This is a genomic window from Delftia sp. UME58, assembly GCF_014170385.1.
In the GTDB taxonomy this organism is placed as follows: domain Bacteria; phylum Pseudomonadota; class Gammaproteobacteria; order Burkholderiales; family Burkholderiaceae_C; genus Comamonas; species Comamonas acidovorans.
The window spans coordinates 280974-304065 of sequence record NZ_LZZV01000052.1 but is presented as its reverse complement, the minus strand read 5'-3'; the positions used below and the strand labels follow the sequence as shown (position 1 = coordinate 304065).

Below are 23092 nucleotides of genomic sequence, written 5' to 3'. Positions count from 1 at the left end.
CAAGAAGGCTCAGTCCTTTGAGCCTTCGCCTTCCTTCTTGTCCCTGGCAGCGGGCGCGGCCGCCGCAAGCTCGGCGGCCTTTGCTTCTTCGGCCCGCGCCTTGGCCTTTGCCTTGTCGCGCTCGGCGCGGTACTTGACGGCAAAGGCCTGCACCTCCGCATAGGAGACGTAGCCGTCCCTGTCGGTATCGGCCTCGTCGAAGGCCGCTGACAGGCGCGGGAACAGCGCCACTTCGGCGCGGCTGAGCTTGCCGTCCTTGTTGAAGTCCAGCATCTTGAATTCGCGCTGGGCCTTGATCTCCCCCTTGGTCAGCGGCGCCGGGCTGGCCGTTGCCTGCTCGGTGGCTGCGTTTTCTGCCGCCTGCGCGCGCGCGGCGGGCAGCATGAAGGCGCTGGTCAGCAGCACCACGACGGCGGCCTGCAGCAGCGGTGGCCGGCGCAGCAGGGCAGAGCGGTTCATGAGGGGAAAATGCATGGGCTTTATTTGGGCACGGAACCGGCATTTGCAAGCATGGCCGGCCCGCCCTTTGCAATTGTTTACTTCGGCGGATCGGCGTCCGGATTGGAGATGCCGCTGCTCACGTGGCCTGCCGGCACATGGCGCGCGGCCGAGTTGACGTGGCCGGTCTGGTCGTCGAAGAAGAAGTCCGGCTCGAACTCGCGCAGGAACGGGCCCTTTTCCAGGCCGCCGAGGAACATGGCCTCGTCCACCGCGATGCCCCATTCCAGCAGCGTGCGGATGGCGCGCTCGTGCGCCGGTGCGCTGCGCGCCGTCACCAGGGCCGTGCGAATGCGCATGGTCTGGGACGAGTCCGCCTGCTGCTGCAGCCGGTGAAGCGCCACCAGCAGCGGCTTGAACGGCCCCTCCGCCAGCGGCGTGGCGGCATGGGACACCTCGTGGCGCAGAAAGGCCGGCAGCCCGCCTTGCTGGTAGACGCGTTCGGCCTCGTCGGAGAACAGCACGGCATCGCCGTCGAAGGCGATGCGCACCTCCTGCGGGTAGCGGTCGCCTGCGGGCGTGGAATCGACCATCACGCGCGCGGCAGGAAAGCCGATGGACAGCGCCCTGCGCACATCGACCTCGTTGGCCGAGAGAAACAGGTGGGCGCCCAGCGGCCGCAGGTAGGAAAACGGATCGCGCCCGCGCGTGAACACGCCGCGCTCTATGTGCATGTCGGCCGCCTTGGCCGAGGCGAACACGCGCATGCCGCTGGCCGGGTCGTTGCGCGACAGCATCATCACCTCCACGCGCTGCACTTCGGGCGTATTGAAGGCCAGCAGCTTGCGCACCAGCGGGAAGGCGATGCCCGGGCGGGCAGGCTGGTGCACCAGGTCCAGCTGGCGGCGCATGTAGGCCTGCTCGTCACCGGCGTCGAACAGCCGGTTCTCCTCCTCGAAGTCGAACAGCGCCCGCGAAGAGATGGCGACGACCAGCTTGTCTTGCAGTGTCACGGGCATGGCTTGGCGCCTTTCGCTATTTGACGAACTGGTTGAGCTGGATGATGGGCATGAGCACGGCCAGCACGATCAGGGCCACGACCATGCCCATGGCCACGATCAGCAGCGGCTCCAGGATGGTGGCCAGGTGCATGGCGCGGCGCTGCACCTCGGTGGACAGCTGGTTGGCAGCGCGCTGCAGCATCACGGGCAACTGGCCGGTCTGCTCGCCCAGGCGGGCAAACATGGAGATCAGGCCCGGGAAGCGCTTTTTCTGCGCCAGGGCCGAGGCCAGCGGCGCGCCCTCGCGCACCAGGGCCAGCGCATCCATGGCGTCGGCGCGCAGCGCGCGGTTGCCCAGGGTCTCTGCGGCAGCCTGCAAGGCCTTGAGGATGGGCACGCCTGCGCCCGCCAGCATGGCCAGCGTGCCGGCAAAGCGTGCCGCGTTGTAGTTGCGCGCCAGCCGGCCGATCAGCGGCAGGCGTAGCCACCAGGCGTCGAAGCGCTCGCGCAGCGCGGGGTTCTTCATGGACAGCCGGAAGCCCACGGCGCCCAGCACCAGGGCGATCAGCGCGGCCCAGCCATAGCTGCGCACAAAGTCGCTGAGTGCCAGCATGGCCACGGTGAGCCAGGGCAGGGCGCGCTTGGTGCCGGCGAACACGCTGGCCACCTGGGGCACCACGTAACTGACCAGGAACAGCACGATGACGATGGCCACCAGAGTCACGATGGCCGGGTACAGGGCGGCGCCGATGAGCTTGGACTGCAGGGCCTGGCGCGATTCCAGGTCATCGGCCAGCCGCTCCAGCACCGGGCCCAGGCTGCCGCTGGCCTCGCCGGCGCCGATCACGGCGCAGTAGATGTCGGAGAACTCGCGCGGGTGCTGGGCCAGGGCGCGGGCAAAGGTGGAGCCTGCGTTGACCTCGGCGCGCAGCGCGGCCACGAGGTGGTGCTGGCGCGGGTCGTCGGCTTCTTCGGACAGGGCGGCCAGGGCGCGCTCTATGGGGAGTCCCGAGGCCACCAGCCCCGCCATCTGGCGCGTCCACACGGTGAGCCCTGTGGAGCCGAGTACGGGACGGGTCAGCCAGCGCGAGGCGCCGCCCTGCGGGCCGGATGCAGAGCCCGAGGCCACGATCTCCACGGCCATGGGCACCAGGGCCTGGGCCCGCAGCTGGCTGCGCGCGGCGCGCGCATTGTCGGCTTCGATCGTGCCCTTGCGGGTCTGACCTTGGGCATCCAGGGCTTCGAAGGAAAAGGCAGGCATGCGCGGCGGGAGTCGGGAAGGGCTGGGGAAGGGATGGCGTTCAGGAAACGCCAGGCGGCGATCCAACCCCCGATGGTAGCCGCTGCCGGTGACGGCTGGATGGCGAGGCCGCCGCCGCGGCTGGCGGCAGCCCCTGCCTGGCCCCTATGCCGGCTGGGCCGCGAGGTCCGCTTCGTTGAGCTGGATGGAGCGCAGCGAGGCCGGGCGTTCCATCAGCGGCTGGCCGTAGTCGCTGAATTCGGGCAGCGCGGGCAGCAGCTTCATCATCGTGCCCCAGCGCAGGTAGCTGGCCATGAGCACGTCGGCCGCGGTGAACTGGTCGCCGCACAGGTAGCGCCTGCCGGCCACGGCCTGGCGCAGCGTCTGCACCACGTCGTCATAGCGGCCATAGCCGGCTGACATGGCCTGGTCGGCCGTCTGCTGCTCCAGGTGGCCCTGGCTCTTGGCAGTCATCACGGCCTCGACGGGGCCGGCCAGGAAGAACATCCAGCGGTGGTAGACGCCGCGCAGCGGGCTGTCCACGGCCGGTGCGAGCCGCCGTTCGGGGAAGATGTCGGCCAGATAGGCAAGGATGGCGGCCAGTTCGGTGATCACGGTATCACCATGCACCAGGGCGGGGACCTTGCCCATGGGGTTGATGGCCAGGTAGTCGGCGGACTTCATGGTGCTGCCGTATTCCAGCCGCACGGGCTCATAGCGGGCGCCACATTCCTCCAGCATCCAGCGCGTGATGACGGCGCGCGAGCGGGGGTGGAAGTAAAAGCGCAGAGGCTTGATCGAGTCGTTCATGAAGGCTCCCAGTGGTTTGAATGCATGGCGAGAAGGCCATGGGAGCGACTGTAGGAGGCCATGCTGACAGTTTTTGTCAGCAGTGGTGTCAGCAGTGGTGTCAGCGGACCGTGTAGCCCAGTTGCCGCGACCAGCGTTCGATCAGGCCGCTGCGATGGTCGGGATAGCGCTCGTGCAAATCGGTGACGGAGCGCACGCGGTCGGCGCGGAAATGGCGAAAGTCCTGGCGCAGTTCGCACCAGGCCGCAAGAATGCGCCGCTGATCGAAGAAAGCCATGGCAAAAGGCCAGATCTGGCGCTCGGTCGGCTGGCCCTTCTCATCCGTGTAGTGCAGCAGCACCCGGTGCTGGCGCCTTATGGCCAGGCGCAGCGCGGTCTGCCAGGGCTCGGTCACGGATTCGTGGCAGATGGGCGGCACCAGCAGGCCGCTGGTGTCCACCTCGATGCGCAGCTCCAGCGGCAGCGCGCTGCGTATGCGGTCCAGGGCGGCGGTGGCGGCCTGGGCGAGCTCGGGGTCGGCCTGGCGGCTGGCCCAGCGCGCGCCCAGCAGCAGGGCTTCCAGCTCATCGGGCGTGAACATCAGCGGCGGCAGCAGAAAGCCGGGCCGCATCTCGTAGCCCACGCCCGGGTCCCCCGCAATCGCGGCACCCTGCTCGCGCAGGGTGGCGATGTCGCGGTAGAGGGTGCGCAGGCTCACCTCCAGCTGCCGGGCCAGCACGGGCCCGGCCTGGGGCAGGCGCGCGCGGCGCAGCAGGTCGATCAGCTGCAGCAGCCGGGCGGAGCGGCTCATGCCTTCAGCGGCCCAGGGCCTGGGCCGTGATCTCCAACGAGCGCAGGCGCAGATCGCGGTCATACACGTCGCTGACCAGGATCAGCTCGTCCGCCTCGGTGTCGGCCTGCAGCTTTTGCAGGCGCGAGCGCACCTTGTCCGGGCCGCCGATGGAGGCCACGGCCAGGAAGTCGCCGATGGCGCGGCGCTCCTGCTCGCCGAGCTGGGCCGCATAGTTCTCGATGGGGCGCGGCAGCAGTCCGCGCCGGCCCGTGATGATGCCCAGCACGCGCTGGTAGGTGCTGCTGGCCAGGTACTCGGCCTCGTCATCGGTGGGCGCCGCGATCACGGGGGCGCCGACGATCACATAGGGTTTGGCCAGTTGGGCCGACGGCTTGAACAGGCTGCGGTACAACTGCACGGCCTGGTAGAGCATGCGCGGCGCGAAGTGCGAGGCAAAGGCGTAGGGCAGACCCAGGTGGGCGGCCAGCTGGGCCGAGAACAGGCTGGAGCCCAGCAGCCAGATCGGCACATTGGTGCCTGCGCCCGGCGTGGCCACCAGCTTTTGATCGGGCGTGGCCGGACCCAGCAGGCGCTGCAGCTCCATCACGTCGCGCGGGAAGTCTTCCTCGGTCTCGACCCGGTCACGGCGCAGGGCGCGCATGGTGGCGCCATCGGTGCCGGGCGCGCGGCCCAGGCCCAGGTCGATGCGGCCCGGGTACAGCTCGGCCAGCGTGCCGAAGGCTTCGGCCACCACCAGTGGGGCATGGTTGGGCAGCATGATGCCGCCCGAGCCCACGCGGATCTTCGAGGTACCGCCTGCGATGTGGCCGATCAGCACGGCCGTGGCCGAGCTGGCGATGCCGGGCATGTTGTGGTGCTCGGCCAGCCAGTAGCGCTCGAATCCCAGTTCCTCGGCCTTGCGGGCCGTGGCCAGCGCAATGTCCAGGGCCTCGGCGACGGTGCCGCCTTCGCGCACGGCCACGAGGTCGAGCATGGACAGACGGACTTCATTGAATGATGTCATGGCAGGTTCCAACTTCCAGTTCACGGTGGGTGGGGGCGGCGCGGGCCTTGCCGCGCCAGGGCATTCCTGGTGTGCGTTCGCGCACTCAGTTTCTTCTGGACATTTCCCGCGCGCAGGTGATGCCCAGCACCACGCACCAGACCAGGGGGAGGATGGCTGCAGCCAGATGGTTCTCGCCCTGCTGGATGGCCAGCCAGGACAGCGGCAGCGCCACCAGCGCCGACAGGCGGATGACGCGGCGCAGCTGGCTGGTGGACAGCCGGGACTTGAACCACCACAGGGCGATGTAGCTGATCAGGCTCAGCGTGGCGACCCACAGGAACAGGTCGCCGCCATAGGGAGCGCTCCAGGCGCGTAGGGATTCCAACATGCCGACCATTGTGGCAAACGGGGATGCCCCGTGCTGCGCAGGGTCTGGCGTTGGCGTCTGTCCCGGGCGTCTGTCCGGGGGGGGCCGGATGTGTGTCCCTGGGCCTAGTCGCGCGTGACGCGCAGCACTTCCTCGGGCGTAGTGATGCCCTCGCGCACCAGTCGCTCGCCATCGTCGCGCATCAGGCGCATGCCCGAGGCCAGCGCGGTGTCGCGGATCTCGGCCTCGCTGGCCTGGCGGTGGATCTGCGCGCGGATGGTGTCGTCCACCACCAGCATCTCGAAGATGCCGGTACGCCCCCGGTAGCCGCTGGGCTCGGTGGTGTCGATCTTGCGCACCAGGCGCTGTGCCAGCACGCCCAGCAGGGAGGAGGACAGCAGGAACGGCTCCACGCCCATGTCGATCAGGCGGGTAACGGCGCTGGAGGCGTCGTTGGTGTGCAGCGTGGCCAGCACCAGGTGGCCCGTCAGCGAAGCCTGGATGGCGATCTGCGCGGTCTCGAAGTCGCGGATTTCACCGATCATGATCACGTCCGGGTCCTGGCGCAGGATGGCGCGCAGGGCCTTGGCGAAGGTCAACTCGATCTTGGCGTTGACCTGGGTCTGTCCCACGCCGGCCAGCTCGTACTCGATGGGATCCTCCACCGTCATGATGTTGCTGCGGCTGGCGTCCATGCGCGACAGCGCCGCGTACAGCGTGGTGGTCTTGCCCGAGCCCGTGGGGCCGGTGACCAGCACGATGCCGTGGGGCTGGGCCGTCATGTGGGTGAACCGCCTCAGCGTCTCGCCCTGCATGCCCACGGCCTCCAGGCTGAGCTTGCTCTCGCTCTTGTCCAGCAGGCGCAGCACGGCGCGCTCGCCGTGGGCGCTGGGCAGGGTGGAGACGCGCACGTCGATGGCGCGCGTGCCCAGGCGCAGGCTGATGCGGCCGTCCTGGGGCAGGCGCTTTTCGGCGATGTCCAGGTCGGCCATGATCTTCAGGCGCGAGATCAGCGCCGCGTGCAGGGCCCGGTTGGGCTGCACGACCTCGCGCAGGTCGCCGTCCACGCGAAAGCGTACGCTGGAGTGGCGCTCGTAGGGCTCGATGTGGATGTCGCTGGCGCCGTCGCGCGCGGCCTGCGTGAGCAGGGCGTTGAGCATGCGGATGATGGGCGCATCGTCTGCAGTCTCCAGCAAGTCCTCGACGGCGGGCAGCTCCTGCATCATGCGCGAGAGGTCGGCGTCGGACTCGACCTCGCTGACCACCAGGGCGGCGCTGGACTCGCCCTGCGAGTAGGCGGCGCTGATGCGGTGGGCCAGCATGCCCGCGTCCAGCATCTGCCAGCGCTGCACCGCATGCTTGCGCTGGACCTCGGACAGGGCCTGCCAGTCGGGCGAGGGGCCGTGCCAGAGCAGGGGCTCGTGGCCGTCGTCCTCGATCAGCAGCTGGCTGGTGCGCGCGAACGCATAGGGCAGGGGATAGCGCATGGGCCCTCCTGCCTCAGAGCGCGCCGGGGGCGGCCGGCACGGGGGCGGGCGCTGCGGGCTGCGGCTGGGTGAAGTCGATCAGCTCCGGCCTGGCGCCCGGCACGTTGACGATGGCGGCCGGGTTGGTGAACGAGCCGGGATCGTGCTGCGGCGTCAGCGTGGGCAGCACGGGTGCGGCATTGACCGAGCGCAGCAGGGCGCTGGGCTCGGGCTGCAGGCTCTGCTGCTGCGCGCGAATGGCTTCGTAGCGCTCGGAAGAGACCTGGTTGGTCGCACTCGCATCGCGCATCACCACGGGGCGCAGGAAGACCATCAGATTGGTCTTGTTGCGCTTTCGGTTGGTGTTGCGGAACAGGTTGCCCACGACGGGAATGTCGCCCAGCAAAGGCACGCGGTCCTCGGCCTGGGAGTAGTTGTCGTCGATCAGGCCGCCGAGCACGACGATGTTGCCGTCCTCGACCAGCACGTTGGATTCGATGGAGCGCTTGTTGGTGGTCAGGCCGTTGCTGTCCTTGCGCGTGGACTCGTCCACCGAGGAGACCTCCTGGAACACGGCCAGCTTCACCGTGCCGTTCTCGTTGATCTGCGGGCGCACGCGCAGCATCAGGCCCACGTCCTTGCGCTCCACCGTGGTGAAGGGGTTGACCGTGCCGCCCGTGGAATTGCTGGCGTAGGAGCCCGTGACCATGGGCACGTTCTGGCCCACGATGATGCGCGCCTCCTCGTTGTCCAGCGTCATCAGGTTGGGCGTGGACAGGATGTTGGCGTCGCCGCTGTTTTGCAGGAAGTTGGCCAGGAAGCCCAGCGTGTCCTTGCCGTTGACGCGCTGCGTGAAGCCCAGGTTGGTGCCTCTCAGACTGGTCAATGTGTCGCCCGTGATGGCGCTGCCGTCGATGCCTCCCTCCTTGACCAGGCCAAGCAGGTTCAGGATGTTGGCGCCCGCCACATTGGAGTTCGTGCCCAGGGTGCCGATCACGCGGCCGTTGTTGCTGAGCATGGCCTGCCACTGGATGCCGAACTGGGCCAGGCGGTTGTCCTTGATTTCGACGATCAGGCTTTCGATCAGCACCTGGGCGCGGCGGCCGTCGAGCTTGTCGATCACGGCGCGCAGCTGGCGGTAGACCGGCGGCGGGGCCGTGATGATCAGCGAGTTGGTCGAGGGGTCGGCCTGGATCATGCCGCCCGTGGAGGGCTGCTGGGCCACGCCCAGGGCTCCCCCGCCGCCACTGCTGCCCAGGCCCGAGGAAGAACCCATTCCCATGGAGGCCGTGCCGCTGGAGTCACGCGAGACCACGGGCTGCGAGGTGGGGGTGGACGACATGCCGCCGCTGCCCTGCGCCATTGCGCCGCCCGCGCCGGGCTGGCCGGCGGTGCCGGCGGCCGTGGCCTGGGCGCCGATGGCCGCGCGCAAGGTGGTGGCCAGCGCCACGGCGTCGGCGTTCTTGAGGTAGACCACGTGGATGTTGCCCTGGTCGCCGCCGCCGTTCATGGCAGGCTGGTCCAGCCGCGCGATCAGCGAGCGCACCTGGGCCAGGCGTGCGGGGTTGGCCGCGCGCAGCACGATGGAGTTGCTGCGCGGCTCGGCCATCAGCGAGGTCTTGAAGGCATTGTCGCTCTGGCCCGGAATATTGGCGCCGCCGGCAGCCACGGCGAGGCCGCCGGGGCTGGCCGTGCCGCCTTCGATCAGGCGCGAGACCAGGGCCACCATGTCCGTGGCCACGGCATGGCGCAGCGGGATGATTTCGACATCGGTGGCGTTGGACACATCCATGGTCGCCACGATGCGCGAGATGCGCTGCAGGTTGTCGGCGTAGTCGGTGATGACCAGCGAGTTGTTGCCCGGGTTGACGTTGATGGTGTTGTTGGGGCTGATCAGCGGGCGCAGCACCGGAACCAGGTTGGCCGCGTTCTCGTAGTTGAGCTTGAAGATCTGGGTGACGATCTGGCTGCCGGCACTGCTGCGGCTCGCGCCCACGGCCACTTCGCTGGCCTGCAGCTTGGCGTCGGCTTCGGGGATGACCTTGTACAGGCCGGCCGATTCGACAATGGTGAAGCCCTGCAGGCGCAGCGCGGCCAGGAACTGCTGGTAGGCGGTGGCAGGCGGCACGGGCCTGTCGGTCAGCAGCGTGATCTGGCCCTTGACGCGCGGATCGACCACCACGTTGCGGTTGGTGATGGCGCCGATGGCGCGCGAGACGGCCTCGATGTCGGCGCCCGAGAAATTCAGTGTCACAGGCTCGCCGGGGCGCAGGCTGGGCGTGGCGCCGGCCGGTGCATTGGTCTGCTGGGCCTGGGCGGTGCCAGCGGTGCAGGCCAGCATGGCGCTGACGGCCAGCGTGTGCAGGGTGTTGCGCCAGAACGGGGTCGTGTGCTGCTGAGTCATGGATCAACCAAAGGAAATGATGGACCGGGGCCCCTGGCGCCGTCCCAGAATGTTGAGCAGGTTGGACAGCGCGGTTTCGCGCTCCGGGCTGGCCGAGGCCTCGCCCTGGAAATGCAGCCGCTGGCCCACCCATTGGCCCTGGCCGCTCAGGCGCAGGTCGCCGGTCAGGGTACTGAGCTGCAGTTGCGGACTGTCGCCCCCGAGAACGTCCAGCCGGTAGCTGCCCAGCGGGCGCAGCGGTGACAGTCGGGAGGATACGGCCAGCGCCTCCAGGCGCGTGCTGCCCTCGCTGCGCCAGCGGCCCGATTGCCACAGCAGTTGCAGCTGCAGGGCCTGAGTGGCCAGCCGCAGCTGGCCTTGCAGGTCCACCGTGTTCCAGGGCGTGCCCAGACCGGACAGCAGCGAGGCGGGCCAGCGCGTGTCGCTGTCATGCACCACGGCGCTCAGGCCCTGCCAGCGGGGCAGCAGGTCCAGCACCACGGGCGCGGGTGTGCAGCATTCGCTGCGCAGTTGTATGCGGGCGCCGTCCAGGCGGGGGCGCAGCGTCCATTCCAGCCGTGTGGGCAGGGCCGCACGGTCGCGGCTGCCCGCGCCTCCGGTGAAGACCAGGGACGCCGAGCCGTTCCACAGCGTGCCGCGCGGCTGCTGCAGCAGCACCTGGCCCTGCGTGGCCGAATCCACGCCGCGCGCCAGCCAGGCGGCGGGTGCCCAGACGACGGTGGTGGCCACCAGGCCGCACAGGGCGCCGGCCAGCGCCCAGCCGCGCGGTGCGCGCAGGGACGGCTGGGAGCGGGACTTGCGTTGCATGCTCAAGGCGCCCGCGACGGATCGGCGGGCAGGTCCAGCACCAGGCTGCCATCCCAGCGCACGGCATCGGCAGCGCCTGCGGCGCCGGAGGCAGCGCTGGGGGATGCGCTGCGGGCCAGCTTCATCTCGGCCGGAACGGCATGGGTGTTGCTGCGGACCTGGGCCAGCCAGCGCGCCAGCGCGGCGGCGGGTGCGGCCTTGAGCGTGATCTGTGCGCGGTCGCCCATCCAGTTCAACTGGGCGGAGGCGCCCAGTTCGGCGGACAGCGAGCTTTGCAGCAACGCCTTGGCATCGCCGACCACGGGGCGTGCGTTGCCGCGCAGCTGTTCGGCCTCGGCCTGCAGCAGCTGCATCTGGCGCAACTGGCGGTCGGCCTGGGCGTGGCGTTCGGGCGCGGTGCGCAGGCTGTGCAGCGCGGGGGCCAGGGCTACCCACCACAGCAGGGCCAGGGCCACCACGCCACCGGCCAGCAGCGTCATGTTCTGTTCACGCGGCGCCAGGGCATTCCAGCGCGCGCGCAGTGTTGCCAGGCTTTGGCGGGATGTGCGCATGTTCATGGCCGGGCCTCCGGGGCAAGCAGCAGGTCGGCGCCGTCGCGCTGCAGTCGCAGGCCGCTGCCAGCCAGATGTTGTTGTGCCTGCTCCAGTGCCTCGGCCTCCAGCGAGACGCCCTTGAGGCGCAGCTGCCGGTCCTGGTAGTCCATGGCCTGGGGCAACTGGCCAGCGGGCAGGGCCCGGGATGCGGCGGCCAGCATGGGCTCCAGGTCGCCCTGCGTCAGCGCGCCGGCGGTCTGGCGCAGCATGGCGACTTCGCGCTGCATTTGAACGGGCGCGTCAACGATGACGGGCACGCGGGGGAAGCTGGTGGCCAGCGTGGAGCGCACCTGGACCTGCTTGGCCGCGATGGCGCGGTTCTCGGTCCAGGCCCAGGCATTGAGGCCGGCCACCTGGGCCAGCAGGGCGAGTACGGCGCCCCAGCGCGCTGCTTTCCATTGCGGCGCGCGCAGAAAGCTCTGCCAGCCGTCGAGCATGCGCCGACGGGTGCGGCTGCCGCCGCCCAGGTCGAGGTCGAACTGTGCCAGGTCCCAGGCCTGGGCGCGGGCTGCCAGGCCGCGCTGGGCGTCCGTCAGCAGGCTGACGGGGCGCTGCAGGGCCTCGGCGGCGCGGGCCAGCGCCGGGTCGGCCTGGACCGGGGTGTCGGGGGGCACGGCCTGCAGCAGTGCGGCCAGGAGGGCGGGGTCGGCACTGTCGCTGCGCAGCGGCAGGCAGGCCAGCGAGTCCAGGCCCTGCGGGGCGGTGCTCAGGCCGGTGGCCAGCAGCCAGGCCGATTCGGGCGAGCCCACGGCCCAGAGCTGGGGTGTGGCCTGGGGCGGACATTCCGGCACGATGCGGCCCACGGGCCGCCCTGCGGATTCCAGGGCCTGCAGGTGGGCATGGAGCCAGGCCTTGTTGCAGGCGGCAACCCAGCAGGGCTCGCCTGCGCGTGCCTGTGGCTGCAGGGCCAGGTGCAGTTGGGAGGGCTCGTCGAGCAGGCGCTCTTCCAGAAGCCCGTCGAGCACGGCGCGCAGGCGCACATGTCCACGCCGGCTTCCCGTAGGCACGCCATGGGGGAGGCTGACCAGATGCCAGGACAAGGCCTGGTGCGGCACCACGGCAACCGTCTGGCCAGTGCGGCCAGGATCGGGCAGCAGGCCTGCGGCGGCGTGGCCATGCCGGTCGGCGCGCAGGCCGTCACTGCTGAGTGCGTAGGCGTATTCGCCAGCGGGGCCCGCAGGCAGATGAAGAATCAAGGTGCTCATGGGCGGAAGCGGGCATTGTAGGGGGCGAGTGTGACAGCCATCTGTCATGGCGCGGGAGCTTCGGGCAATCCCCAGTCCCCCCTCTCACGCCAGATGGTAGTGACTGTCATGTTGCTGCGACGCAACATGGAGCGTTCGCTGGCCATGATCTCGCCCAGGCGCATGCGGCCACGCGCCTCGAAGAAGCTGGTGGCCACCGACAGGTTCTGTCCTTCGAATTTCTGCGGCAGGCCCAGCGCGTTGGAGGCATCGGCCAGGCTGCGCAGCGGGCGCGATGCGCGCAGCTGCACCAGTTGGCTGGCCTGGGACCAGGTCAGGTCCTCCACGCTGGCCCAGATGACTTCGGCGCTGGCGGTGTTGAGGTTGACGGGCGTGTTCTCTGGCAGCAGGGTGATATAGGGTTCCAGGCGCGCGACGACCTCGGGCGGCAGGCCCAGCCAGCCGAACTGGCCCAGCGTGCGTGGCATCAGGAACTGCGAGCCCTCGCCAGGGGTGGCGGCCGCGCGCAGGGCCTGGACGATCTGCGTGGCATAGGCAGGGGGCAGGTTCAGGTGCTCCAGCAGACGGGACAGCGGGCGCAGGGTTTCGGGCCTGTCGGGCGCGCCCAGCAGGTTGCGCAGGTTCAGGCGCGACTGCAGGTCGATGATCTGGCCCGAGAGAAAGGCGTCCTGCATGTCGGCCATGCCGTCATCGACCTGGCTGACGTTGTTCTGCGCCGCCAGAAAGGTGGACAGGCGCGCCTCCTGCAGCGGCACGGCCCAGGGTTCGGCCAGATGGTCCACCTGCAGGCTGGTGCGTGCATCCTCGGCCAGCACCACGCGCGACCAGTCCAGCGCGCCCAGCAGGATCCAGGCGGCCTGCATGCGGTTGCGCTCGGCGGTCTCGACCTCCACGCTGCGCCACTGCTGCCACAGCGCGGTGGCGGCAAACGTGGCGACCAGCGTGACGGTGAGCATGGCGGCCAGCAGGGCCACGCCACGGTGGCTGCGGCGGCCGGGCAGGGGGCGGGATGCGCGGATCATGATCGGCTGTTGGAGCGCAAGGGGTTGACCCAGTCCATGGTGACGCGGCCAGGGATGGCGCTGTCGGGCGGCAGGGTCAGTTCGACGCGGATGCCGTCGGGAATCGTGGGCAGCTGCGCGCTGCTGTTGGTGCCGCCGGACGGCGGGTTGACCGTGCCCGTGCCGTTGTCCGAGCCGCTGGACTGCGGATTGCTCCAGGCGTTGTCGCGGTAGTAGTACAGGCGCCATTGGTCCAGGGGCATCAGCACGGTTTCGCGCCGGCGCTGGTCGTCCGAGGGGTTGCGCCCCCATTGCGATCCCTGGTTCCAGGCATCGCGCCACTGCGCGCGCGTGCGCAGCGGCGGCGACTGCCAGCGCAGCCACTGGTCGCGCCCGGCCGTCTGGCGGCGCGCCCAGGCGACGACCACGGCGCCGTCGTCCACGACGGCGCTGCTTTTGCGGGTCATGCGCAGCACCTGGCCGTCCCAGTCGATGACCTGCGTGTTTTCAAGCGGCATCAGCGCTTCGAGGTCGGCATTCCATTGGGCGATGACGGTCTGCAGCACCATCTGCTGCTCGTTGCGGGCACGAATGGTCTCCTGCGAGCGCACCATGCTGTCCAGCCCGCGCCAGCTCACCAGGGCCAGCAGGGCCATGACGGCGATGGCCACCATCAGCTCCACCAGGGTGAAGCCGTGCGTGCGGGAGGGGTGATGCAAGCGCATTCAGAAGCGTCCCACGATGGTGGATACGCGCAGCACGGGATGCTCTGCCGTGACCACCAGGGCATCGACGCGGCGGAAGCTGGGATTGGGCGTGGGCCGCACGCTGAGCCGGACCTGCAGTTGCCGGCCGCCCTGCTCGCAGGGCACGCTGTTGTCGCCCACGGGTGGCATCTGGCGCGACAGGCGCATGCGCACCAGCTCGTTTTGCGCGCACAGCTGGGCCAGCAGCACCTCGGACTGGCGCTCGGCGTTGAGTGTCAGGGCCGATGTGGCCTGCAGACCGGCCATGAGCGCAATGCCCACGATGCCCAGGGCCACCAGCACCTCGATCAGCGTGAAGCCGCGTGCCGGGCGCCTGGGGGCACCGTGTCTTCGACGCGGTCCGTGAATGGCTGTCATGGCAGGGACTGCACGGCAAAGGGCCGCAGTCCATCCGTGGCCACGCGCAGCGGGGGGCTGGTGGAGTCGCGCAGCGTGAGCGTGACGGACTGGGGCGGAATCAGCGGCTCGGGGCCCAGTACCAGCGGCGTGGCCGGCTGTGCCTGCACACCGGGCTGCAGCCACTGTGAGGGCAATTGCGCGCTGGCCGGCAGGCCCTCGAAGCGAAAGCCCTGCGGCATGGGCCGCCAGCGCACGGGCACGCCGTTGGCACGGGCCTGGGCGCGGGCAGACTCCAGCAGCGCGGCCAGGCGTTCGGCCTCGCGTTCCAGCTGTGCCTGTCCGCTGTCGCGCAGCGACAGGCTCACGCCTGCGGCGGCAATCGCCATGATGCTGATGACGACCATCAACTCCAGCAGGGTGAAGCCGCGCGAAGGAGAGGGCAGGGAGGAGGGAGCGGTCTGGCGGGGCATGAGAGCAGGCAGGCCCGCCGGGAGCGCGGGCCTGTGGTGCGATGCGGCGCGGCCCCTGCGGGCCGTCGCCCGGGCCATCGACTTATTGCCAGCTGCCGATGTCGGCATCCTTGCCCTCTCCGCCGGCCTGGCCGTCGGCGCCAAAGGACATGATGTCGATGGGGCCCTTGATGCCCGGATTCAGGTACTGGTAGGGACGGCCCCAGGGATCGTTGGGCAGCTTTTCCAGGTAGGGCTTCCAGTTGTTGGGCAGCGGTCCGCTCGTGGGGCGGACGATCAGGGCCTGCAGGCCCTGCTCCGCCGTGGGATAGCGCTGGTTGTCCAGGCGATAGAGCTTGAGCGCCTGGGAGATGTTGGTGATGTCGGTGCGTGCAGCCGTGACGCGTGCATCGTCGGCGCGGTCCAGCACATTGGGCACGATCAGGGCCGCCAGCACGCCGATGATGACCAGGACCACCATCAGCTCGATCAGCGTGAAGCCGCGCTGGACGGCAGTGCGCAGGGCAGGCAACGGACGGCGGGGAAGGCTGGTCATGGAACGGTGCAGCAAATTGGACATATCGCTCCATCATAATCGCGCGATGGTGACACTTTCATTGAACCGCGGCCAGGCCCGGACCTGGCATGTCAAGGCGGCCACATTCGTGCTCTGGCTGTTGGCTGCCGGCGTCGTGGCTTTCTGGGCCATGCGCCTGGGCAACGGCGGCGCGGGAGCGCCCGTGCCACCCGCGCCCGCCGAGCCCTTGCAGGTCGATGCGCCTGCGCTGGCGCAGGCGCTGGGAGGGGTGGCAGCCGCGCAGGGCGCCGTCGCCCCCGCTGCAGCGCCTGTGGTCTCGCGCTATGCGCTGGTCGGCGTGCTGGCCGGGCGCGACAGCGGCGGCGGCGCGGCGGTCATCGCCGTGGGCAACCAGCCGGCCAAGCCCTTCCGCGTGGGGCGCGCCGTGGAAGACGGCGTGGTGCTGCAGTCGGTGTCGGGCCGCGAGGCGCGCCTGGGTCCCAGGGTCGATGGCCCGGCTTCCATCACGCTGCAGATTCCCTTGCCCGACAAGCGCTGATCCCGGTCAGCGCGGCAACGGCAGGTCCAGCACCAGCCAGCCGCCAAAGTCAGGCGCGGGCAGCGTCCATCGGTCTGCCTGGGGCAGGGCATTGCCTTCGCGCATCAGCCATTGCACGCAGCGCGCCACGCCGGCATGGGTAATCCAGACGGTGTCGCGTGCGGCGCCCTCGCCCTCGCCCTCCGAACCCCTGCTCGCCTGCAGCAAGGCCTCATCCACCCTGCGCAGCATGGCCGCCAGGGACTCCCCCCGGCCCGGCGCGTGCCCGGCAAGGTCTGCCGCCCAGGCGTCGATGGCACTGCGGTCCAGCGCATCCCAGGGCTGGCCTTCCCACTCGCCGAAGTCCATCTCCAGCAGGCGGCTGTCCGCCGTCGATGCCAGGCCGGGCCGCAGTGCCTGCAGGGCCTGTGCCAATTGACGGCATCTACGCAGCGGCGAATGCACCAGCAGGCAATCCGCAGGCAGGGCGAGATGCAGGGCCTGCGCCGCATCGGCCGTGGCCTGGGCGTCGGCCTCCATGTCGAGCCGGCCATAGCAGATGCCGGGCGCCACCAAGGGTCGGGCATGGCGTACCAGCCAAAGGCGCGGGATGGGCAAAGCGTTCATTGCATGCGCATCAGCACAGCGGCGGCGCCCAGCAGCATGGCCAGTTCACAGACCTGCTGGGCGGCGCCCAGGCAATCACCCGTCATGCCGCCCAGCCGGCGGCGCAGCCAGTGCACCATGGCGGCCGTGACCAGGGCGCCGGGCAGGGCTACGCCGATGACGAGCGGCGGGCCCGCCAGCCAGCCTGTCAGCGCCAGGGCGGGCAGGCACCAGAGGGTTGCCGCGACCAGGCCCCTGGCAGCCAATGGCCGACCTGCGGCGTGCAAGGCCTTGGAGTGGGCGGCCTGACCCACATAGGGAAGGCATTGCATCAGGGCCAGCGGCGCCATGCGCGAAAGCACATGGATGCTGCACAGCAGCAAGGCCGCCCATTGCAGGCGGGCGCCGACCAGCAGCGCGACCAGGGATAGCTTGGCCAGCAGCGCCATCACCAGGGCCATGGCGCCGTAGGCTCCCAGGCGCGAGTCCTTCATGATTTCCAGCGCGCGCTCGGGCGGGACAAGGCCGCCCAGGCCGTCGGCCACATCGGCCAATCCGTCTTCGTGCAGCCCGCCGGTCAGCCACAGCGTGGCAACGGTGGAAAGAACGGCGGCAACCAGTGGCATCCAGGGGCTGGGCGCCAGCAGCCAGCCCGTTGCCGCCAGGCACGCTGCACCCCATGCGCCCACCAGCCATCCGACGCCGGGCAGATGGGCAACGCTGGCGTGCTGCAGCTGGGGGCTCCAGCCAGCCCAGGCGGCCAGCCGCCCCGTGACCGGGATGCGGCTGAAGAACTGGACGGCCAGGACAAAGTGGCGAAGCGGCTGCATGGGCGTGTCAGTGCCGGCCAGCCAGGACCGTCACTTGAGGAAAAGCTGGTAGGCCGGGTTGGCGGTTTCCTCGACCCACGGGTAGCCAAGATTGCTCAGGAAGGCGTCGAATTTCTTGCCATCCTTGGCCGGCACCTGCATGCCGACCAGGATGCGGCCGTAGTCGGCGCCCTGGTTGCGGTAGTGGAACAGCGAGATGTTCCAGGTCGGCGCCATCAGGCTGAGGAACTTGAACAGTGCACCGGGGCGCTCGGGGAAGACGAAGCGCAGCAGGCGCTCTTCCTGCGCCAGCGGCGAATGGCCGCCGACCATGTGGCGCAGATGTTCCTTGGCCATGTCGTCGAAGGTCAGGTCCAGCGCCTCGAAGCCCTGCTTCTCGAAGTTCCTGGCGATCTTCTCGGACTCGCCGCGTGCCGCCGTGGTCAGGCCCACGAAGACATGGGCCTTGTTCTCGTGGCTGATGCGGTAGTTGAATTCAGTCACGTTGCGCGGGCCGCCGGGCAGCTTGCCCACCGCTTCGCAAAAACGCTTGAAGCTGCCGCGCTCCTCGGGGATGGTCACGGCGAACAGGGCCTCGCGCTCCTCGCCCACCTCGGCCCGCTCGGCCACGAAGCGCAGCCGGTCGAAGTTCATGTTGGCGCCGCACAGGATGGCGGCATAGGTCTCGCCCTTGGTCTTGTGCTTGGCAACGTACTGCTTGATGGCCGCCACGGCCAGGGCGCCGGACGGCTCGACGATGGAGCGCGTGTCCACGAAGATGTCCTTGATCGCGGCACAGACGGCGTCGGTATCGACCACCACATAGTCGTCCACCAGGCCCTGGGCGATGCGGAAGGTTTCCTCGCCCACCAGCTTGACGGCCGTGCCGTCGGCGAACAGGCCCACGTCGGCCAGCTCCACGCGATGGCCGGCACGCACGGACTGCAGCATGGCGTCCGAATCCTTGGTATGTACGCCGATCACCTTCACGTCAGGGCGCACGGCCTTGATGTAGTTGGCCACGCCCGAGATCAGGCCGCCGCCGCCGATGGCGACAAAGACCGCGTCCAGGCGCGGGCTGCCCAGCTTTTGCAGCTGGCTCAGCATTTCCATGGCAATCGTGCCCTGGCCGGCGATCACGTAGGGATCGTCGAAGGGGTGCACAAAGGTCAGGCCCTTTTCCTTTTGCAGCCTGACGGCGTGCTTGTAGGCGTCGGAATAGCTTTCACCGGCCAGTTCCACCTCGCCGCCCAGTGCCTGCACCGCATCGATCTTGACCTGGGGCGTGGTGGTCGGCATCACGATCACGGCACGGCAGCCGAGCTTGCGTGCACCCAGGGCCACGCCTTGCGCATGGTTGCCGGCCGAGGCGCAGATCACGCCCTTTTCCAGCTGCTCGGCCGACAGGTGCGCCATCTTGTTATAGGCGCCGCGCAATTTGAAGCTGAATACCGGCTGCTGGTCCTCGCGCTTGAGCAGCACCTTGTTGTGCAGGCGGCGGCTCAGCGCCTTGGCGGGCTCCAGGTCCGACTCCACGGCCACGTCATAAACGCGCGCGGTAAGGATCTTGGTCAGGTAGTCGGCAGGGGTCAGGGGGTGGTTCATCGTCGGCGAAAGGCTGGAGAGCAGCAGGCCGGGAGGCGGCCCGTCGGTGTCAGGCGGCCATCATAGGCGCTTGTGAATCATGCTGCAGTGCAGCCTCCTGCACGGGCCGGGAGCGACGAAACCAAAAAAAAGCCCCAGGCCGCAAAGCCGGGGGCTGAATCCACCAATAGAGGAGGTGGAGGAGACAACTGGTGCGATACAGAGCGAAGTTGGTTCACAATCTGCAGTCCATCTGGAGGAGTGTCCGGGTTAACCCTTCAGATAACGCTTGGGTGCATTGTATGCACGACAAGTGCTGCGTTGCAACAAAATCAGGGTTTTTGTGTAGTTGATGCAAAATAGCAACAGTTTTTTGAGGACGCGACAATGGAATGCACAGTGAGTTGGACAGGCGGCACGACCGGCATGCGCTCGGGCATGGGCTTCGTGGCGGAAACGGGCAGCGGCCATGTGGTCAATATGGATGGGGCGCCGGATGCGGCCAATCCCGCCAACGGGGGGCAGAACCAGGCACCCCGCCCCATGGAGATGCTGCTGGCCGGTGCAGGCGGCTGCACGGCCTACGACGTGGTGCTGATCCTCAAGCGCGGCAGGCATGCCGTCAAAGGCTGCAGCGTCAAGCTCACTTCGGAGCGCGCCGATGCGGACCCCAAGGTGTTCACCAGGATCCACATGCAGTTCACCGTCAGCGGTACGGGCCTGCCAATGGGCGCGGTGGAGCGTGCCATCGCCATGAGCCATGACAAATACTGCTCGGCCACCATCATGCTGGGCAAGACGGCCGAGATCACCACGGGATTCGACATCGTCGAGGCCTGATGTCGGCCGATGGCCGGGCTTGCGCCTCGGTGCGGCCCTCCTGAAATGAAGAAAGCGGGCAGGGCCCGCTTTTTTGCGCTGGAATGCCGTTTCAATTGTTCTTGAAGGTTCAGATGCGGTGGGCGGTTGTCGTCATCACCTTGGCCGCCAGGCGCATCAAGGCACGGGCAGGGGGGGGCAATTCCAGGGCGCCGGCTTCGCGCGCTGCGGCGGCATGGCGTTCCTCGTCATCCTTCATGCGGGCCACCACGGCCAGCGAGGCGCGGTCTTGCTCGGGCAACAGGTCCAGATGGCTTTCCAGATGGGCGGACACCTGCTCCTCCGTCTCCACCACAAAACCCAGGCTGGCCGCATCGCTGATCTTGGCGGCCACCACACCGATGGCGAAGGCGCCGGCAAACCACAGCGGGTTCAGCAGGCTGGGCCGGTCGCCCAGGGCGTTGAGCCGGTCGCGGGTCCACGCCAGGTGGTCGGTCTCCTCGCGCGCCGCCTCCAGCAGGTGCTCGCGCAGCACCATGTCGCGCGTCACCATGGCCTGGGCGTTGTACAGCGCCTGGGCGCAGACCTCTCCGACATGATTGACGCGCATCAAGGCGCCCGACAGGCGGCGCTGTGCCTCGGTCAGCTCACCCTCCGCGATGCCGGTGGCGGGCGAGCGCTCGGCGGCGGAAGGCTGTGCAAACAGGGTGCGAAGCGCCGCATCGGCGGCAGTCAGTATCTTGTCCATGGGCGGTCCCTTGAGCGGAAAGTCTTGGCAAATTCAGGGTCTGAACGGTACACCAGGACGCCATGCCCTCTCTTTGTGCAAGCGCAACAAGGCCGGCGCGATGTTCGGGTTGGGCCTGATTGTGTTGGTCTGCAGGTTTGTTGCGGCAGTGCAACGAAAAACGGGGGGTAATGCCCGTTTGTGGGTGAATTTCTTTGCATGGGCAGCGGTGGTCTGGTGCAATAGGCCCTAACTTCCCCACCAGGAGGTTGGCGCGGGAAACCGGTGGAGCATCAGGCCAAGCCTCTCTTCCTCACGACCGGCGCCCTTCTAAACCTTGGAGTAACTCGTAATGAAAAAATCTCTGATTGCCCTGGCAGTGCTGGCTGCTTCCGGCGCCGCAATGGCTCAATCTTCCGTGACCCTGTTCGGTATCGTGGACACCGGCATCGCCTACGTGAACAAGGATCAAGCAGGCGACAGCCGCTACGGTCTGGGCACCAGCGGCAACGCAACCAGCCGTCTGGGCCTGCGCGGCACGGAAGACCTGGGTGGTGGTCTGAAGGCCGGCTTCTGGCTGGAAGGCGAAATCTTCGGCGATACCGGCAATGGCAATGGCTTTGACTTCAAGCGTCGTTCGACCGTGAGCCTGTCGGGCAACTTCGGTGAAGTGCGCCTGGGCCGCGACCAAGTGCCCAGCTTCCAGAAGCTGACCTCCTACGACCTGTTCAGCGCCACCGGTATCGGCCAGTTCATGGGCTTCCGTAACTGGGCCGGCGGTGTGAACTCCGACGACAACGGTATCCGCGCCAACAACCTGGTGTCTTACTACACCCCCAACTTCGGCGGCTTCAACGCTGGTATCGGCTACGCTTTCGACGAAAAGCGTGCTGCTGGTTCCGCTAACAACGTTGGCCGTTACGTCGGCGGCTATGTTGCATACGACAACGGCCCCCTGAGCGTGAGCCTGGCCCTGGCACAACAAAAGACTGCCGTTGGCCTGATCGCTGCTGACCGTGACGAAATGACCCTGGGCGCTTCGTACAACTTCGGCGTTGCCAAGCTGACCGGCCTGCTGCAGCAGACCAAGTTCAAGCGTGACGTCGGCGCTGACATCAAGACCAACTCCTACATGCTGGGCGCTTCCGCTCCCGTGGGCGGCGTGGGCGAAGTCAAGCTGCAGTATGCTCTGTACGACCAAAAGAACATCGACTCCAAGGCTCACCAGATCACTCTGGGCTACGTCCACAACCTGTCCAAGCGCACCGCTCTGTACGGCAACCTGGCGTTCCTGAAGAACAAGGATGGTTCCACTCTGGGTCTGGGCGCCAAGGGTCTGGGTTCCTACAGCGAAGGCGCTACTGCCTACTCCGTGCGTCCTGGCGAAAGCCAGACTGGCGTGCAAGTCGGCATCCGCCACGCTTTCTAATGAACGGCTGGCGTAAGCCAGTTGCCATTTGAAGCAAAAAAGAGCCAGTCTTCGGACTGGCTCTTTTGTTTTGTGCTAGGGAAAGACCTGTGTTGTGCTTGTGCCAACGGTGACGAGGCGGGAAAAGCGTTTCTAGAATGAAATTTCCACCAACCAATCGTTAACAAGAGAGAGACAACACAATGAATTCTTCATTCGTGAAAAAGAGCGTGGCACTGGCGGTGTTGGCAGCAACGGCACCCTTGGCAGCATTCGCCCAGCAAAGCAGCGTGCAGTTGTACGGCATCGTCGATGCCGGTGTGCGGCACACCACCAATGAAGGTCCGACCAAGAGCGGCAAGACCCAGATGATCGGCGGCGGCATGTCGCAGAGCCGCTGGGGCATCAACATCACCGAGGACCTGGGCGGCGGTCTGGCAGCCATTGCCAACCTGGAAGCCCGTTTCCTCACCGATACCGGCGAGCAGGCCGCGGCCAGCTATTTCCAGCAATCCTGGGTGGGCCTGCGCAGCAAGAGCTTTGGCCAGGTCACCCTGGGCCGCCAGTACAACATGCTGTTCGACCTGGTGACCTCCACCTATGCATCTTTCCCATACTCGCCGTACATGGAGGCCTACAAGCCTGAAATCGGCATGTCCATGGGGGCGCGCGCCAGCAACATGGTCAAGTACCTGGCCGAGTTCGGCCCCGTGCGCGGCGCCCTGCAGTATTCGTTCGACGAGAACAACACCTTCGACAAGGTCGGTGCCGCCGTGAGCCCTGGTGGCGCCATCAAGACGGCCGGCGGCTATCTGCGCTACTCCCAAAGCGGCATTTCCGCAGGCGCCGGCTACCTGGGCACCACGCTGCCGGCCGGCACCAAGGTCGATGCCTATACCCTGGGCGGCTCCTACCGCGTGGGTCCCTGGTACGTCAACCTGGGCTACGGCCTGAACAAGCGCAAGGACGCATACCCGGCGGCAACCGCAGGCGGTGGATTCGACCAGGCCATCCTCAATTCCTTCTGGACGGGCTCGTCCAACGGCGGCTTCGTGGCCGGCGACGCCAACAAGCGCCAGATGTACAAGATGGGCTTCGGCTACCAGATCACGCCCCAGATCAATGTGGGCGCGCATTACTACCATGCCAAGCAGTCGGGCTCGGGCACGGGTAATTTCAATGGCAAGGCAGACTTCCTGGTGGCGGTGGTCGACTACGCCTTCTCCAAGCGTACCGATGCCTATGTGGCCCTGGACCACACCAAGACCAGCGGCGGCTCGGGCGTGATGCTGGACGCCAATGGCGCCACCAAGCGCACGGGCTTCACCGTCGGCCTGCGCCATCGCTTCTGAGCACGCGGCGTTCGCGCAACGAATGGCCTCCTTCGGGAGGCCTTTTTGTTTCCTGTCGATGGGCTGA

At 68.1% G+C, this 23092-nt stretch carries 25 protein-coding genes; 4 read left to right on the top strand and 21 right to left on the bottom strand.

Features of this window, described 5'->3' with window-relative positions:
- Positions 1-9: 9 nt before the first annotated feature.
- The 17 genes from A9976_RS14435 to gspG form a co-directional block, all read right to left on the bottom strand.
- Positions 10-474, bottom strand: a complete 465-nt coding sequence (locus A9976_RS14435; protein WP_183019577.1) for an EF-hand domain-containing protein — start codon at positions 472-474, stop codon at positions 10-12.
- A 62-nt stretch (positions 475-536) separates the two neighbouring features.
- Positions 537-1457, bottom strand: a complete 921-nt coding sequence (locus A9976_RS14430) for a 5'-nucleotidase (protein WP_012207501.1) — start codon at positions 1455-1457, stop codon at positions 537-539.
- A 16-nt stretch (positions 1458-1473) separates the two neighbouring features.
- The gene (gspF, locus tag A9976_RS14425; protein ID WP_183019576.1) at positions 1474-2700 is read right to left on the bottom strand and encodes a type II secretion system inner membrane protein GspF; all 1227 of its coding nucleotides are present in this window, start codon (positions 2698-2700) and stop codon (positions 1474-1476) included.
- Between the two features lie 144 nt (positions 2701-2844).
- On the bottom strand, positions 2845-3489 hold the full coding sequence (locus A9976_RS14420; RefSeq protein ID WP_183019575.1) for a glutathione S-transferase family protein: 645 nt from the start codon (positions 3487-3489) through the stop codon (positions 2845-2847).
- A gap of 100 nt (positions 3490-3589) precedes the next feature.
- A complete protein-coding gene (locus A9976_RS14415; RefSeq protein WP_183019574.1) occupies positions 3590-4279 on the bottom strand; it encodes a YafY family protein in 690 nt (229 codons plus the stop codon).
- A 4-nt stretch (positions 4280-4283) separates the two neighbouring features.
- On the bottom strand, positions 4284-5285 hold the full coding sequence (locus tag A9976_RS14410; RefSeq protein ID WP_183019573.1) for an LLM class flavin-dependent oxidoreductase: 1002 nt from the start codon (positions 5283-5285) through the stop codon (positions 4284-4286).
- An 85-nt stretch (positions 5286-5370) separates the two neighbouring features.
- Complete coding sequence (locus tag A9976_RS14405; protein ID WP_223275171.1) at positions 5371-5655, bottom strand: hypothetical protein; 285 nt, start codon at positions 5653-5655, stop codon at positions 5371-5373.
- Positions 5656-5759: 104 nt separating this feature from the next.
- Positions 5760-7121 carry a GspE/PulE family protein gene (locus A9976_RS14400; RefSeq protein WP_183019572.1) on the bottom strand — a complete coding sequence of 454 codons (1362 nt, stop codon included), beginning with the start codon at positions 7119-7121 and terminating at the stop codon, positions 5760-5762.
- 13 nt (positions 7122-7134) lie between these two features.
- A complete protein-coding gene (gene gspD, locus A9976_RS14395) occupies positions 7135-9504 on the bottom strand; it encodes a type II secretion system secretin GspD (protein WP_183019571.1) in 2370 nt (789 codons plus the stop codon).
- Between the two features lie 3 nt (positions 9505-9507).
- Positions 9508-10311, bottom strand: a complete 804-nt coding sequence (gene gspN / locus A9976_RS14390; RefSeq protein ID WP_183019570.1) for a type II secretion system protein N — start codon at positions 10309-10311, stop codon at positions 9508-9510.
- Between the two features lie 2 nt (positions 10312-10313).
- Positions 10314-10868, bottom strand: coding sequence for a type II secretion system protein GspM (gene gspM, locus A9976_RS14385; protein ID WP_183019569.1), 555 nt, complete (start codon positions 10866-10868; stop codon positions 10314-10316).
- Positions 10865-12109, bottom strand: a complete 1245-nt coding sequence (gspL, locus tag A9976_RS14380; RefSeq protein ID WP_183019568.1) for a type II secretion system protein GspL — start codon at positions 12107-12109, stop codon at positions 10865-10867. Before gspL ends, gspM begins: the two co-directional genes overlap by 4 nt.
- 44 nt (positions 12110-12153) lie before the next feature.
- Positions 12154-13131 carry a type II secretion system minor pseudopilin GspK gene (gene gspK / locus A9976_RS14375; protein ID WP_183019567.1) on the bottom strand — a complete coding sequence of 326 codons (978 nt, stop codon included), beginning with the start codon at positions 13129-13131 and terminating at the stop codon, positions 12154-12156.
- Positions 13128-13835 (bottom strand): prepilin-type N-terminal cleavage/methylation domain-containing protein, encoded by a 708-nt coding sequence (locus tag A9976_RS14370; protein ID WP_183019566.1) that lies wholly within the window; start codon positions 13833-13835, stop codon positions 13128-13130. The genes gspK and A9976_RS14370 overlap by 4 nt, the downstream gene beginning before the upstream one ends.
- Complete coding sequence (gspI, locus tag A9976_RS14365) at positions 13836-14234, bottom strand: type II secretion system minor pseudopilin GspI (protein WP_183019565.1); 399 nt, start codon at positions 14232-14234, stop codon at positions 13836-13838.
- On the bottom strand, positions 14231-14686 hold the full coding sequence (locus A9976_RS14360) for a GspH/FimT family pseudopilin (protein ID WP_183019564.1): 456 nt from the start codon (positions 14684-14686) through the stop codon (positions 14231-14233). Before A9976_RS14360 ends, gspI begins: the two co-directional genes overlap by 4 nt.
- Before the next feature lie 82 nt (positions 14687-14768).
- Positions 14769-15245, bottom strand: a complete 477-nt coding sequence (gene gspG / locus A9976_RS14355; protein ID WP_012207486.1) for a type II secretion system major pseudopilin GspG — start codon at positions 15243-15245, stop codon at positions 14769-14771.
- A gap of 22 nt (positions 15246-15267) precedes the next feature.
- Between gspG and A9976_RS14350 the strand changes: the two genes are divergently transcribed.
- Entirely contained in the window at positions 15268-15741 is a 474-nt protein-coding gene (locus tag A9976_RS14350; RefSeq protein ID WP_034397087.1) for a type II secretion system protein N, read from the top strand.
- A 6-nt stretch (positions 15742-15747) separates the two neighbouring features.
- On the opposite strand, the gene A9976_RS14345 is transcribed toward A9976_RS14350, so the two are convergent.
- The 3 genes from A9976_RS14345 to ilvA are packed head-to-tail and all read right to left on the bottom strand — an operon-like array spanning position 15748 to position 18740.
- Positions 15748-16347, bottom strand: a complete 600-nt coding sequence (locus A9976_RS14345) for a histidine phosphatase family protein (RefSeq protein ID WP_183019563.1) — start codon at positions 16345-16347, stop codon at positions 15748-15750.
- A complete protein-coding gene (locus A9976_RS14340) occupies positions 16344-17156 on the bottom strand; it encodes an adenosylcobinamide-GDP ribazoletransferase (RefSeq protein ID WP_183019562.1) in 813 nt (270 codons plus the stop codon). The genes A9976_RS14345 and A9976_RS14340 overlap by 4 nt, the downstream gene beginning before the upstream one ends.
- 30 nt (positions 17157-17186) lie before the next feature.
- On the bottom strand, positions 17187-18740 hold the full coding sequence (ilvA, locus tag A9976_RS14335) for a threonine ammonia-lyase, biosynthetic (RefSeq protein WP_183019561.1): 1554 nt from the start codon (positions 18738-18740) through the stop codon (positions 17187-17189).
- Between the two features lie 366 nt (positions 18741-19106).
- Between ilvA and A9976_RS14330 the strand changes: the two genes are divergently transcribed.
- Entirely contained in the window at positions 19107-19559 is a 453-nt protein-coding gene (locus A9976_RS14330; RefSeq protein WP_183019560.1) for an OsmC family protein, read from the top strand.
- Positions 19560-19668: 109 nt separating this feature from the next.
- Here the strand turns inward: A9976_RS14330 and coq7 are convergent, their stop codons facing one another.
- A complete protein-coding gene (gene coq7 / locus A9976_RS14325) occupies positions 19669-20286 on the bottom strand; it encodes a 2-polyprenyl-3-methyl-6-methoxy-1,4-benzoquinone monooxygenase (RefSeq protein WP_183019559.1) in 618 nt (205 codons plus the stop codon).
- 331 nt (positions 20287-20617) lie between these two features.
- Here coq7 and A9976_RS14320 point away from each other — a divergent pair, with 331 nt between their 5' ends.
- Together A9976_RS14320 and A9976_RS14315 are read left to right on the top strand one after the other, a co-directional pair.
- Positions 20618-21694 (top strand): porin, encoded by a 1077-nt coding sequence (locus A9976_RS14320; RefSeq protein WP_183019558.1) that lies wholly within the window; start codon positions 20618-20620, stop codon positions 21692-21694.
- Between the two features lie 182 nt (positions 21695-21876).
- The gene (locus tag A9976_RS14315; protein WP_183019557.1) at positions 21877-23025 is read left to right on the top strand and encodes a porin; all 1149 of its coding nucleotides are present in this window, start codon (positions 21877-21879) and stop codon (positions 23023-23025) included.
- Positions 23026-23092: the final 67 nt, after the last annotated feature.